Origin of the sequence: Sphingosinicella sp. (genome assembly GCF_041916975.1) — a bacterium.
In the GTDB taxonomy this organism is placed as follows: Bacteria; Pseudomonadota; Alphaproteobacteria; order Sphingomonadales; family Sphingomonadaceae; genus Sphingosinicella.
On record NZ_JAYRYK010000001.1, the window covers coordinates 3,003,970 to 3,017,346 of the forward strand.

Annotated in this window: 11 protein-coding genes; 9 read left to right on the forward strand and 2 right to left on the reverse strand. The window is 59.1% G+C overall.

Features of this window, described 5'->3' with window-relative positions:
• Window positions 1-93: 93 nt before the first annotated feature.
• Entirely contained in the window at window positions 94-1,386 is a 1,293-nt protein-coding gene (gene aceA / locus ACE3TJ_RS14265; protein WP_374597253.1) for an isocitrate lyase, read from the reverse strand.
• 217 nt (window positions 1,387-1,603) lie between these two features.
• Between aceA and ACE3TJ_RS14270 the strand changes: the two genes are divergently transcribed.
• The 3 genes from ACE3TJ_RS14270 to ACE3TJ_RS14280 all read left to right on the forward strand — a co-directional run bounded on the left by ACE3TJ_RS14270 (window position 1,604) and on the right by ACE3TJ_RS14280 (window position 5,599).
• Complete coding sequence (locus ACE3TJ_RS14270) at window positions 1,604-3,034, forward strand: short-chain fatty acyl-CoA regulator family protein (protein WP_374597255.1); 1,431 nt, start codon at window positions 1,604-1,606, stop codon at window positions 3,032-3,034.
• A gap of 86 nt (window positions 3,035-3,120) precedes the next feature.
• On the forward strand, window positions 3,121-4,467 hold the full coding sequence (locus ACE3TJ_RS14275) for a UDP-glucose/GDP-mannose dehydrogenase family protein (protein ID WP_374597257.1): 1,347 nt from the start codon (window positions 3,121-3,123) through the stop codon (window positions 4,465-4,467).
• A 172-nt stretch (window positions 4,468-4,639) separates the two neighbouring features.
• Window positions 4,640-5,599 carry a Wzz/FepE/Etk N-terminal domain-containing protein gene (locus ACE3TJ_RS14280; RefSeq protein ID WP_374597260.1) on the forward strand — a complete coding sequence of 320 codons (960 nt, stop codon included), beginning with the start codon at window positions 4,640-4,642 and terminating at the stop codon, window positions 5,597-5,599.
• A 4-nt stretch (window positions 5,600-5,603) separates the two neighbouring features.
• Here ACE3TJ_RS14280 and ACE3TJ_RS14285 read toward each other — a convergent pair whose 3' ends face one another.
• Window positions 5,604-6,134: a transcription termination/antitermination protein NusG gene (locus ACE3TJ_RS14285; protein WP_374597262.1), complete on the reverse strand. Its 531-nt coding sequence runs from the start codon at window positions 6,132-6,134 to the stop codon at window positions 5,604-5,606.
• 275 nt (window positions 6,135-6,409) lie between these two features.
• Here ACE3TJ_RS14285 and ACE3TJ_RS14290 point away from each other — a divergent pair, with 275 nt between their 5' ends.
• The 6 genes from ACE3TJ_RS14290 to ACE3TJ_RS14315 are packed head-to-tail and all read left to right on the forward strand — an operon-like array spanning window position 6,410 to window position 13,362.
• On the forward strand, window positions 6,410-6,799 hold the full coding sequence (locus ACE3TJ_RS14290; RefSeq protein WP_374597264.1) for a MarR family EPS-associated transcriptional regulator: 390 nt from the start codon (window positions 6,410-6,412) through the stop codon (window positions 6,797-6,799).
• Window positions 6,800-6,855: 56 nt separating this feature from the next.
• Window positions 6,856-7,941 (forward strand): GDP-mannose 4,6-dehydratase, encoded by a 1,086-nt coding sequence (gmd, locus tag ACE3TJ_RS14295; RefSeq protein WP_374597266.1) that lies wholly within the window; start codon window positions 6,856-6,858, stop codon window positions 7,939-7,941.
• A gap of 25 nt (window positions 7,942-7,966) precedes the next feature.
• The gene (locus ACE3TJ_RS14300; protein ID WP_374597268.1) at window positions 7,967-9,205 is read left to right on the forward strand and encodes a class I SAM-dependent methyltransferase; all 1,239 of its coding nucleotides are present in this window, start codon (window positions 7,967-7,969) and stop codon (window positions 9,203-9,205) included.
• A gap of 17 nt (window positions 9,206-9,222) precedes the next feature.
• A complete protein-coding gene (locus tag ACE3TJ_RS14305; protein ID WP_374597270.1) occupies window positions 9,223-10,605 on the forward strand; it encodes a hypothetical protein in 1,383 nt (460 codons plus the stop codon).
• Window positions 10,606-10,612: 7 nt separating this feature from the next.
• Window positions 10,613-11,815: a lipopolysaccharide biosynthesis protein gene (locus tag ACE3TJ_RS14310; protein WP_374597272.1), complete on the forward strand. Its 1,203-nt coding sequence runs from the start codon at window positions 10,613-10,615 to the stop codon at window positions 11,813-11,815.
• Complete coding sequence (locus ACE3TJ_RS14315) at window positions 11,812-13,362, forward strand: GNAT family N-acetyltransferase (RefSeq protein WP_374597274.1); 1,551 nt, start codon at window positions 11,812-11,814, stop codon at window positions 13,360-13,362. Before ACE3TJ_RS14310 ends, ACE3TJ_RS14315 begins: the two co-directional genes overlap by 4 nt.
• The last annotated feature ends 15 nt before the right edge of the window (window positions 13,363-13,377 follow it).

Sequence of the window (13,377 nt, forward strand, 5' to 3'; positions counted from 1 at the left end):
CGCGCAGCTTGCCTCAAAAAAAGAAGCGCCCGCCGGTTGTCCCGACGGGCGCCTCGTCACCCTCCCCGGTGATCAGGTGTGATCAGGTGCGGCTTATGCCGCGTCCTTCTTGAACTGATCGGCTTCGGTCGATTCGGCGAGCGCGGTCGTCGAGCTTTCGCCGCCCGCGAGCGTCGTCGCGACCATGTCGAAATAGCCTGTGCCGACCTCGCGCTGGTGGCGCGTTGCGGTGTAGCCGTTGGCTTCCGCTGCGAACTCGGCCTGCTGCAGCTCGGAATACGCCGCCATGCCGCGATCCTTGTAGCCGCGCGCCAGCTCGTACATGCCGAAGTTCAGCTGGTGGAAGCCGGCCAGCGTCACGAACTGATACTTGTAGCCCATGGCGCCCAGCTCGCGCTGGTACTTGGCGATGGTGTCCTTATCGAGGTTCTTTTCCCAGTTGAAGCTGGGCGAGCAGTTGTACGCCAGCATCTTGTTCGGGAACGCCTTCTTGATCGCTTCGGCGAAGCGGCGCGCGTCGTCGAGGTTCGGAACCGAGGTTTCCCACCACAGCAGGTCGGCGTGCTCGGCGAAGGCGAGGCCGCGCTTGATGCAGTGGTCGACGCCGGTGCCGTCCTTCAGGCGGAAGAAGCCTTCGGGCGTGCGCTCTCCGGTCAGGAACTCGCGGTCACGCTCGTCGATGTCGCTGGTGATGAGCTTGGCGCTCTCGGCGTCCGTGCGGGCGCAGATCACGGTCGGCACGCCGCAGACGTCGGCGGCGAGGCGCGCGGCGTCGAGGTTGCGGATGTGCGCCTGCGTCGGGATCAGCACCTTGCCGCCGAGGTGGCCGCACTTCTTTTCAGACGCGAGCTGGTCTTCGTAGTGAACGCCCGAAGCGCCCGCCGCGATGTACGCCTTCATGATTTCGAAGCAGTTGAGCGGCCCGCCGAAGCCGGCTTCGGCGTCGGCCACGATCGGCGCGAACCAGTCGCGCTTGGCGCCGCCTTCGGAATGCTCGATCTGGTCGGCGCGCATCAGCGCGTTGTTGATCTTGCGAGCAAGCTCGGGGCCGGCGTTCGCGGGGTACAGCGACTGGTCGGGGTACATTGCGCCCGCGGTGTTGGCGTCGGCGGCGACCTGCCAGCCGGAAAGGTAGATGGCTTTGAGGCCCGCGCGCACCATCTGCATCGCCTGGTTGCCCGAAAGCGCGCCCAGCGAATTGATGTAGGGCTCGGTCTTCAGAAGCTCCCACAGCTTGTTCGCACCGCGTTCGGCGAGCGTGTAAGCGATCGGGAACGAGCCGCGCAGACGCTCCACATCGGCGGGCGTGTACGGGCGCTTGATGCCGTCGAAGCGGCCGGCGGGGGCTGAGGGGATCAGCGATTCGAAGGTCGGCTGGGCGCTCATCGTGTATGACTCCGTGTTAACCATTCACAGTCTTTTTACATTGCAGTGCGGAAACGGGGCTTCCAATCGAACCCAACCGAATCGCAGTGCCTTGCAAATCTGCTATTGATGCCTTGTCGTCTTTCCCCTACTCGCAGCAAGGCAAACGTGTAAAAAACGTGTGTAAGTGTCTGTAAATTTCGTGTCTTTATTGTTAAAAAGTAAAAGAGACATACAAATGGCCAGCATCGCGATCGACACTGCCGAACCGCGCGGAAAGCTCTTTGCGGGCCCCCGCGTGCGCCGCCTGCGCAGCCAGCTCGGTCTCACGCAGACGCGCATGGCCGAGGAACTCGGTGTCTCGATTTCCTACCTGAACCTCATCGAACGCAACCAGCGCCCCCTGACCGCGCCGTTTCTGCTCAAGCTGTCGCACCAGTATAATCTCGACCTCCGCCAGCTCACCGGCGCCGACGACGACCGCCTCGCGCTCGACGTCGCCGAAGCCCTCGCCGACCCGCTGCTGAAAGGGCTCGATGTCGGTCGCGCCGAAGTGCAGGAATTCGTCGCAGCCTCGCCCGGCATCGCACAGGCGATCGTGCGGCTGCGCAGCGCACTCCGCGACGCCCGCAGCAGCGGCGCTGGCGCCGAAGCGCCGCAAGGGGAGGGACCGCTCGAACTCGTCCGAGCGTTCATTCAGGACCGTCGCAACCATTTCCCCGAACTCGAAACACGCGCCGAATCTCTGGCCGACGAGTTGCGCCTCGCTGCCCCGGATTTCTTCGCGGCGGTCAGCGACCGGTTGCGCGCGCGTCACGGCCTCACCGTACGCATCCTGCCCGCCGAGGTGATGCCCGAACTGCTCCGCCGCCTCGACCTGCACGGCCGCCAGCTTCAGCTTTCCGAACTGCTCGATCCCGCCTCGCGAAGCTTCCAGGCGGCCTACCAGCTCGCGCTCTCCGAAGGCCGCGGCGAGATCGATGCGATCGTCGCGCGCGCCGGAATGCCCGATGCGGCATCCGAGCGGCTGCTCGTCCAGAACCTCGCCAATTATTTCGCCGCCGCACTGATGATGCCCTACGGCCGTTTCCACACGGCCTGCGAGGCGACGGGCTACGATCTCGATCTGCTGCAGGCGCGGTTCAGCGCGGGGCTGGAACAGGTTGCGCACCGTCTCACCACGCTGCAACGCCCCGGCGCACGCGGCATCCCGTTCTTCCTCGTCCGTGTCGACCGCGCCGGCAACATCTCGAAGCGGTTCTCTGCGGGGGGCTTTCCGTTCTCGCGCCACGGCGGCAACTGCCCGCTGTGGACGCTGCACAAGGCGTTCGAGCGGCCGGGGCAGATCCTGCGGCAGCTCGTCGAGATGGAGGACGGCACGAAATACGTGTCGATCGCCCGCACCGTGCGTGCCTACGCGCAGCCCTACGGCGGCGTCCGCCCCGAATATGCGATTGCGCTCGGCTGCGAGGCGCGACACGCGCACGGTCTCGTCTACGCGCGCGGCCTTGATCTCGGCAGCGGCGACGCGACGCCGATCGGCCTCGGCTGCGAACTCTGCGAGCGTCCTCACTGCCGTCAGCGCGCTCGCCCGCCCGCGAACAGCAGCCTCATCATCGATGAAAAGCAGCGCGGCCCGAACCCCGTGCAGTTCGGCCATACGGTCTGAACCTGGGCCAAGCCGTGATGGCGGCTTTGCATTTCGCGGCGGCAGACGCTAACCCGCTGAAGCGTCTGCTGCTCAGGGGCCATTGAATGCGTATTGCGATGATCGGGACGGGCTATGTGGGCCTCGTTTCCGGTGCCTGTTTTTCCGAGTTCGGCCACAGTGTCACGTGCGTCGATCTCAACGCCGCGGTCATCGAGCGGCTGAAAGCGGGCGAAATCCCGATTTTCGAGCCCGGTCTCGAAGACCTCGTTGCGCGTAACGCCAAGGCGGGGCGCCTGACCTTCACGACCGATCTTGCCGCCGGCGTGAAGGATGCCGACGCGGTGTTCATCGCGGTCGGCACACCCAGCCGCCGCGGCGACGGTCACGCCGACCTCTCCTATGTCTATGCAGCAGCGCGCCAGATCGCCGAAGCTGCCCCGGATACCTGTGTCATCGTCAACAAGTCGACCGTGCCAGTGGGAACCGCTACCGAAGTGGAGCGCATCGCGCGCGAAGTGGCGCCCGGAAAGGCGATCAGCGTCGCTTCGAACCCCGAATTCCTGCGCGAAGGCTCGGCGATAGAGGACTTCATGCGGCCAGACCGCGTCGTCTGCGGCGTTGCCGACGATCAGGCGCGCGACGTGCTCAAGGCCATTTACCGTCCGCTTTCACTGCGCGAAGTGCCGATCCTGTTCGCCGACCGACCGACCGCAGAGGTCATCAAATACGCCGCGAACGCGTTCCTCGCTGTAAAGATCAGCTTCATCAACGAGATCGCCGATCTCTGCGAAAAGGTTGGCGCCGACGTTCAGGATGTCGCGAAGGGCATCGGCCTCGACAAGCGCATCGGTTCGAAGTTCCTGCACCCGGGTCCGGGCTACGGCGGCTCCTGCTTCCCGAAGGATACGCTCGCGCTCCTCAAGACCGCCGAGGATAATGCCGTGCAGCTGCAGATCGTGGCGGCAACCGTAAAGGTGAACGACGAACGCAAACGCGCCATGGCCGACCGCATCATCGCCGCCTGCGGCGGATCGGTGGACGGCAAAACCATCGGCATCCTCGGCCTCACGTTCAAACCCAACACTGATGACATGCGCGACGCGCCCAGCCTCGTCATCATCCCAGTGCTGCAGGCGGGTGGTGCGAAGGTGAAAGCGTTCGATCCGGAGGGGATGAAGGCCGCGGCGGCGCTGTTGCCTGGCGTGGAGATGTGCAGCGATGCCTATGCGGCGCTGCACGGAGCGGATGTAGTGGTGCTGCTGACGGAATGGAATGAGTTCCGAGCGCTGGACTGGCAGCGCATACGGAAGGGATTGAAAAGTCCCTTATTCGTGGATTTGCGGAATGTTTATCCCGTTGAAGAGATGTCTTTGCATGAGATAGATTATATTTCGGTTGGACGCTGCAATCTGACGCATAGCTATGAATTTCCATCTCCGCGACTGCACTGACCTGAGTTCAGTCGCTCGAACGATCGCGGGGACTATGCCCATATATTAGCGCCCTGCTGGGAATGCTGGCCGGTTTATACTATGCCCATGGAAATGTTTGGGGTAGCTCTTTGGCAAGAGGCGTTGCTGGCAAGCCTCAAAAATTTGCTGAGCAGGATGGTCTGAAGCCTAAATGAATGACTCGAATGCTGTGATCGCGCGCGAGCCGAACGATGTTGACACTCTCGACCTGAAGGAGCTGTTCGATAGTCTCTGGGCAGGGCGCTGGGTGCTTCTCGCCTGTGTGGTTGCAGCTTTTGTCGTAGCCCTCATCTATTTGAATGCCACGACCTACAAATATACGGCGCGGATGAAGGTTACGCCGGTCAGCTCAACCAGTTCAGTCGGGTCTTCTCTTGGCGGATTATCGGGCTTGGCATCGATCGCCGGTGTCAACCTTTCGCAGGGACAAGGGGCCTCCCCTTTCCAGCTTTACACAGAGGGTTTGGACTCGCAGGTCGTCGCAGAAGCACTGGCGCAGCGGCGGGATCTAATGCAGGTCATTTTCAAATCGGAATGGGACGATAGAACGCAGCGTTTCGTGGAACCAGGTCGTGGGCCTGTTGGCGAAACCGTCCGGGGGGTCAGGGCTGTTCTCGGCTTGCCAGTCTATACTTGGCGGCCACCCGGTTCAGCGCACCTTCAACTGTACCTGTCGGAACGGGTCAAGCTTACCCAGAACGCCAAGACATCCATTGCTACGATCACCTATGAGCATGAGGATCCGCGCTTCGCCGTCAAGTTTCTGAGCGCTATTCATGAGGAGCTTGACGAAAGCCTGCGTCAAAAGGCTCTCGCTCGTGCGAATCTTTACATCGATTATCTGTCACGTCAGTTGCAGCATGTAACGCTGATCGAACATCGCGAGGCCCTTGCTCAGGCGCTGGCCGAACAAGAAAAAATGAGAATGATGGCTAGCTCTCGGCTTGCCTTTGCGGCCGAACCGTTTGGTCCAGCCACCCCTTCATTGTACCCGACAAGTCCCAAGCCGATACCCGTTCTTGTGTTCGCCGTGATGTTCGGTGCGGCCATAGGTGTGGGGGTCGTAATAGTCCTGCGTCAGTTTCGCGGCCGCCGCATCATGTCGGAATGATTCTTCACGCCGCGTTCGACTGAACGCGAAGCAGGTTCGCGGTGTCGACATGGACGCGCGTCTGACGCCCAAGGATGTCGAGTAGGATCCACGCGCGCTCCTGTGGCCCTAGGCACTCGACCGTCCCGATCAGGCTGGCAAATGGCCCCTTCACCACATGCACGGCGTCTCCTGTGCCGATTGCATCGCGCTCAATGAACAGGTTGTTGCTGTCGCAGCGTGCTCTGACGGCGGCCACAAGCGCATCCGGCACGCGCACTGGAGCGTATTCGTGGAAGCTTACAAGCCGTGCCACACCGTAGGTGGCATTGATTGCACGGCAGCCCGCTGACTCCGGGTCGAAGCTTATGAATACATAGCCTGGAAACAATGGTTCGAGGACTTGCTGAAACCCGGACGCTCTTCGTCGCGGAACCTTCCGCCTCGGCGAAAAAATCGTAAACTGTTGTTGCCTTAAATTACGTTCCGCGACTTTGAGGCAGTGCGGCTTGATCTGGACAACGAACCACGGCATTTGCTTGGAATTGGCGTGCATGATGTCCCCCTTTTGCCGGAACGTTCACGATTGAACAATATAACGAGCGTGTAGGCTGAGTGCAATTCTCAGATCGGGTTAGGGCTAACATCTCAGATTATGGGAGGTGGTGCGCGGCAGCCAGGGTTGTCTTTTGTGCTGCATCTCTATAATGCATGGCGTTCATGTGTGAACGCGCGCGGTTAGCTGCATATCACGCACCTGTCTGCCGGGAAGAGTTTTGGCTCCTCTCGTGCGGTAGCTATGCTTCACAATTCCAGAGGTAGTCCGAGTCCATGTCGCGCAATGTGGAATCCGGACGCGAGGATGCGCATTTTCGGGTGATGCGTCTACTTGATGCACACCCCGAATACAGCCAGCGCGAGATTGCAGCTGAGGTTGGCATAAGCCTCGGAGCGGTGAATTATTGTCTGAACGCTTTGATTCAGAAGGGTTTCATAAAGGTCGGCAATTTTCGCGCCTCTCACAATAAGCTCCGCTATGCTTATTTCCTAACACCCCGCGGCTTGACCGAAAAGACGGCGCTGACCACACGTTTTCTGGCCCGAAAACTGGCTGAATTCGAAGCCCTCAAGTCCGAGATTGAAGCGCTGCAGGAAGAATGCGGTACCGGTGGGGAAGGGAAGTCTGGCCCGAAGTGTCAGCGGTCAGAGCGCATCGCTTAAATTTGCTGAATCTCTCGTGTCTTTGGCGATCGTACCAAAATGGATGAAAGAATGGAATGAAGAAGGCTCTTATCACAGGAATTACCGGGCAGGACGGCGCCTATCTCGCCGAATTCCTTATAAACAAGGGTTATGAAGTGCACGGCGTCCGGCGCCGGGCATCGCTATTCAATACCGGTCGGATCGACCACCTTTACAGAGATATCCATGATGGTCCCGTCAATATGTACCTCCATTTTGGAGACATGACGGATAGCTCAAGTCTTCTGGGCATTATCCAGAAGGTCCAACCGGATGAGATCTATAATCTCGCCGCCCAGTCCCATGTCGCCGTGAGCTTTGAAGAGCCTGAATATACAGCCAATTCCGACGCACTCGGAGCCCTGCGCATTCTGGAGGCCATTCGTTTGCTCGGTTTGACGCAGAAAGTGCGCTTCTACCAGGCATCAACCAGCGAGCTCTACGGCTTGGTGCAGGAAGTGCCGCAGCGCGAAACGACACCGTTCTATCCGCGCAGCCCCTATGCGGTCGCCAAGCTCTACGCGTACTGGATCACCGTGAATTATCGGGAAGCTTATGGCATCTACGCCTGCAATGGCATCCTTTTCAATCACGAGAGTCCCATTCGCGGTGAGACCTTCGTCACGCGCAAGATTACACGAGCGCTGGCGCGCATAAAGCTAGGGCTGCAAGACTGCCTCTATCTCGGGAACCTCAATGCGCGGCGGGATTGGGGCCATGCGCGCGACTATGTCGAGGCGCAGTGGCTGATGCTGCAACAGAATGAGCCGCGTGACTTCGTGATCGCCAGCGGCGTACAGCACAGCGTGCGCGATTTCGTCAATGCGGCTGCGGCCGAGCTTGAAATGGGAATTGTTTGGCAGGGTGAAGGGGTGACTGAGACCGGCACGATGGCGGGCACCGATCAAGTGGTTGTCCGCGTCGATCCGCGCTATTTTCGGCCTACCGAGGTCGAGACACTTCTGGGTGATGCTGATCGAGCACGCCGTCTCCTTGGGTGGCAACCCCGAACAAGCTTCGCCGAGCTGGTGCAGGAAATGGTGCGTGAGGATCTTCAGGCGTCGAAACGTGACGAGCTGATCAAGCGGCACGGCTACAAGTCTCTGGATTATTTCGAATAGCTCTTATCGTGCTGTGAGGTCAAAAATGTATACGACGATTACGCAGTGCCGCATTTGTCGAAGCAAGACACTGACGTCTGTGCTTTCGCTGGGCGAACAGGCTCTAACCGGTGTGTTTCCGGCCTCTCCGGAGGAGAGGGTTTCCAGCGGTCCGGTCGATCTCGTGATGTGTACCGCGCCAGACGGATGCGGGTTGGTGCAGTTGTTGCAGAGCTACGACCTGCGCGAGATGTACGGCCATAACTATGGCTATCGCTCTGGCTTGAACCGAAGCATGGTCGAACACTTGCAGCGCAAGGTTCGCAACATCCTTGAACGGGGAGTGCTGCAGCCCGGCGATCTAGTGATCGATGTCGGTAGTAACGACGCGACCACGCTCAGATCCTATCCAGCCGGCGCCTATGATCTTGTCGGCATCGATCCGACCGGCGTCAAATTCGCCAGCTACTACCCGCCTGAAATCCGCTTGATTCCAGACTTCTTCTCGGCCGAAACTGTCACCCAGGCGCTCGGTGGGCGTAAGGCGAAGGTCATAACCTCCTTCTCGATGTTTTACGATCTGGAAGATCCGGTGGCATTCGCACGCGAGATCGCCGCCGCGCTCGATCCGGAAGGTATCTGGGTTCTGGAACAGAGCTATCTACCTACAATGTTGCGCACAAACTCGTTCGACACCATCTGTCACGAGCATCTCGAATTCTATGGCCTCCGGCAGATCGAGTGGATTGCGTCAGCGGCCGGTCTGAAGATTCTCGACGTCGAGTTCAACGACATTAACGGTGGCAGCTTTTCGATCGTGGCCGCAAAGGCCGGATCGAGCCATGCCGTTAACTTGGAGCAGATCACACAGATCCTTGCCGAGGAACAGGCGTTAGGTCTACAAAGCCCGCGGGCCTTTGGCGACTTCAAGGTACGGGTTGAGGAGGCTGGACGGGCCCTGCGCGCTTTTCTGGAAGGCGCGCGTGCGGACGGCAAGCAGGTGTACGGCCTGGGCGCGTCGACCAAGGGCAACGTGTTGCTGCAATACTTTGGAATCGGTCCTTCACTGTTGTCAGCCATAGGCGAGGTCAACGAAGACAAGTTCGGGAAATATACACCCGGCACCGCGATCCCTCTGCGATCGGAAGATGAGGTTCTTGCGCTGGACCCTGACTATCTGCTTGTTCTGCCTTGGCACTTCCGACCGTTTTTCGAGCAACTGGGCAAGCTCAAGGGGCGGCGGCTGGTGTTTCCGCTGCCACAGCTCGAAATCGTCGAACTCTGACTCAGGTTCAAGCGCACGTGACGGTTGGGGCTGAGACCACCGGGCAATACGGGCCGTCCAGCGTACACGTCGGGCGGCGGTCAACAGCGACAGTACGGCAGCCGATTCTGGCCATTCTGCTGCTTCTGTGCGGTTTCACAGCAGTGCAGCGTTTCACGCTCGATCCGGCGAACAGCCTGATATGCGTGCTGCCCTATAGCCTATTTCTCTTTTACCTCGTGCAGCAGAATTTTCGGACAGCGCTTTCCTGCCTGATTTTGTCGCTTGTCTTCTCGGTGGATAATGGCGGCGGCGCTTATACCGAGACGCCCGCACCGCTGCGTTACGTTATTTATCTGTCGGGCATCGGGATGATGATTTGCCTCAGCCGGCGGCAGATACACGAGAAGGCACTGTTACTTGCGGCGTTTTTGGTCTCGGGCCTTATCATAGGTACGCTGCTCAGTATTTCAGACGCCGCCGCAGTCTTCGACAGCGCGACGCTGAGGCGTGATGTGCAAGCGCTCTTTATCTTGTCCATCTTCCTGTTTGTTCGCGGGGATGTCCGCCTAGACCCTTTCGTGCTCTTTGCCGGCGGTGTGGGCTATGTCGCCGGCGAGGCAGTTAATGCTGTTCTTTTTTACGATTTTGGTTCGTTCGACTATCTGAGCTACGATAGCCTAAAGGCGTTCGCAGTGTTCCCCGCACTCTACGCCATCACGTACCGCCACTCTCACATGGCGCAGTTGGCGCTGATGGTCATCACGTTTCTCCTAATCTCCCTGTATGGCAGCCGTATGATCACCTTGTCCGCGATTGGGCTTGTGTCGGTAGCGCTGGTCATCAGTTCGATCCGGGCGGGGAAGTGGAAGATTTATCTTGCCGCAGCAACGATATTTATCATGCTCGCCAATGTCGACGTTGTTGCGCTGCTCAAGAGCGAACCCCTGGTGCGGGTGAAGGCGTTGTCGTTCATCGCAGTCATCTTCGAGAGTTTTGACTCGTCCGAAATCATGCAGATGTTCATGACGCTGGATCGCGTGCGCTTCGCTGAGCACCAGCTTTTCTTCTCGCGTCACCCTTTGGAATTGATCTTCGGGAGTGGGCTCGGCTCCGGTGTAGTCGATACGCAGGGGTTGCTGGGTTTCTTGGCCTATGAACAGACGGCGTTCAGCACCGAGGAGATTCGAACCTCAATCTATTTCAACCTTCATGATTTCTGGATCGATTATGGGCTTCGCTTCGGCCTGCTGCCCGTTGTCTATCTAATCTATATCCTGTCCATAAGGGAGATGTGGCGAGGGCGCCCCTGGATTGGCGTGCTGTTCGGCATCCTGTTGCTCAATACGACCTTCGCCACATCGGGATTGGTTCTGACATCGATGATCGTGCGCTTCTTTCCGCGTGAGCGGGTAGGCTGATCACGGCATGTCGCTCGTCAAAAGTCTTAGCGGGTCCACAGCGATCAGCGCTCTGGGTACGATCAGCAGCTACGCCCTGACCATTCTGTTGGCGCGTGACGGAGGCAGCATCAACTTTGGCACCTATGCGCTCTGCCTCGCCTGGGCGGCGATCATGACGACTCTTATCGACTGTGCCTCCGATGCCGCCTTCACGCATTTGACGATAAGGAAAGGGGACCCACAGGCTGCCTTCGACACCATCTTCACCGCTCGGCTGTCGGTATTCCTGATCCTTGGCTGTGTGCTGAGCGTTGCAAGGCTTGCCGACCTGATCGACATGCCATGGCAAACGTTCCTGCTCTTGCTGCCTGCCTTTAATTTTGGCGTTCTTTTCGAATACCATCGGTCGAATCTCAGCTTCGCGGCAATCACCTGTGCGGAGAAGTTCTTGTTGCTGCTTTGCAATGCGATGCTGCTATCCTTCTTCGCATTCGGTGAGGTGGTGTATGCGAGCTACGCAGTCGTGTCACTCGCATCGCTTCTGGCACAGGCCACGGTCTATCGCCGTTTCCTCTTGCGGCTGAAACCTGCGCCAGTGCGTGAAACTCTGTCTTATGTTGTCAGCTACTGGCCCTTGCTGACCATTGCCCTGGCGCAGCTGGGCTATGGCCACCTCAGCCGCATCATCATTCAGGGCAAGCAGGGGCTCGAGGTTTTCGCGGCCGTGTCGCTGGCATTTCAATTCATCACGCTGGCATCGATCTTTCAGAGCCAGGTTGATCGCGCATTCCGCCCGCCCCTCATCGAAGCGATGCGCCAAAGCAATAAGGAGAGCTGCCACGATCTTGTCGGCCGCTATCTGATCTTCGCCACGCTGCCTATGGCAATGGGAGCTGCGTTGATTTTTGTGCTTGCGCCACAGTTGATCCATCTGATCTACGGGCCGGAATATCAGCTCGCCGGGCAGATTTTGCGTGAGATCAGCCCGCTGTTCGTGTCCATCAGCCTTGTCCGCCTGACTGATTTAGTGCTTCTTTCGCTTGATCTCATAAGACAAAATTTGTTCGTCAACGTCTCCGTTTCCTTCATGATGCTGCTGATCATGTTCAGCCTGTCGGCCTCCAGCCCGCTTTCGCTGTTCATCGGAGTCATCGTCGTCGCACAATTTGTTCAGGCGGCTGCAGGTGGCATGTTGGCCTACGGCGCGCTACGATGGAGAGTTTCATGATCAACTGGTCCGGGTTCAAGGTGGTCGGTCGCGAGCTGGATTACCTGATCGATGCCTTTCAGTCAGGCTGGGTGTCAGGTGGCGCTTATGTCGAGAAGCTGGAAAAGGAACTCGAAGGCCTTTTCCCGGGCTCAACGGCGCTTGCCGTGAGCAATGGCACGTCAGCTCTGCAGCTCGCTTTTCAGACGCTTGATGTGCGGCCCGGTGACCATGTTATCGTGCCTGCGTTCTGCTTTCAGGCTGCCGGAAACGTGCTGCGTCAGCTCGGCGCCGTGCCTGTCTTCTGCGATGTTGACCCGCTGCATTGGAACCAGACAGTCCAGACGCTGCAAACAGCGCAGACTTTCCGCACGGTGGGCGTTGTTGTCGTCCACAACTATGGTGCCGCAGCGCCGATCCGCGAGATTTGTGCCTGGGCGCGGGAGCAGGGGATCTGGGTCATCGAGGATTGCGCCGAGGCCTGGTTCACGCAGCATGACAGCCGCTACGTTGGCCAGTATGGCGACGTCGCAACATTCAGCATGCACGCGACCAAAACGATTTCCTGCGGTGAAGGCGGCGCGGTTCTCGTCAACGACCCTGCAAGGGTTGCGATGGCAAGGCTGATGCGCAGTCATGGTCTCGACAGGCAGAAGGTGCAATATTTGCACGAGATTGCTGGCAACAACTACCGACTATCCAACCTGCTCGCGGCGATTGCATGCGCCCAGCTGGAGGAACGCGACGGGATACTGCGCAAGCAGCGGGAGAATTCCGAGGCCTATCGTCGTCTGTTGGCGGGGCATTGGGCGATAGAACTTCAGGCCTCGCATCCGGAAAGCGAGGACTATCTGTGGGCGGTGGCTGTCAGTATCTGGTTGGATGGGCTCACTGTCGATCGTGATGATCTGCTGCGTCTACTCAAGAAGGCCGGGATCGAAGCACGTCCCGGATTTTATCCAGCTTCATCATTGCCCTATAACGACGATTTGGACTTTATCCACAGCGATGTCGCGGACCGCCTGCACAAGACTATCATAGTGCTGCCCTGTGCGTTGACGCTCGGGATGGAAGAAATCGGGCAGGTCTGCACCACGCTGTGTGCTCTGATCGAACAGCACCGCAAACCGTCGACAGCCTACTGCCTGCAGGATGCGCGGCATCTGGCAGAGGGCGGAGCCTTGATCCAAGCATTTTACAACAGGCTGGCCGAGGGTCGGAAGAGTTTCCGCTATTTTGACAAGCGTAGTGTAGCCGTCATCCAGTCCCATCTGGCGACCTTGTTGCTGGAGGTCGAGGGCCGTGTCGTCGGTTACGGGCACCTCGACCCGGACGGAAGCAATGTCTGGCTCGGTATCGCGCTGGCGGATGGCGAGACTGGTAAGGGCTGGGGCAGGATCATGATGCTCGCACTGCTGAAAGCGGCTGCGGCACTCCGCATCCCAGTTATTACGCTGCGCGTCGACAACGACAATGCAGCGGCTATCCGGCTTTATCGGAGCTTCGGCTTCGAGACTGTTGCCGGGAGCGAGACGGAGTCGTCTTTGACCATGATACTGCACCAGTAGACGCTGCATTCGGCA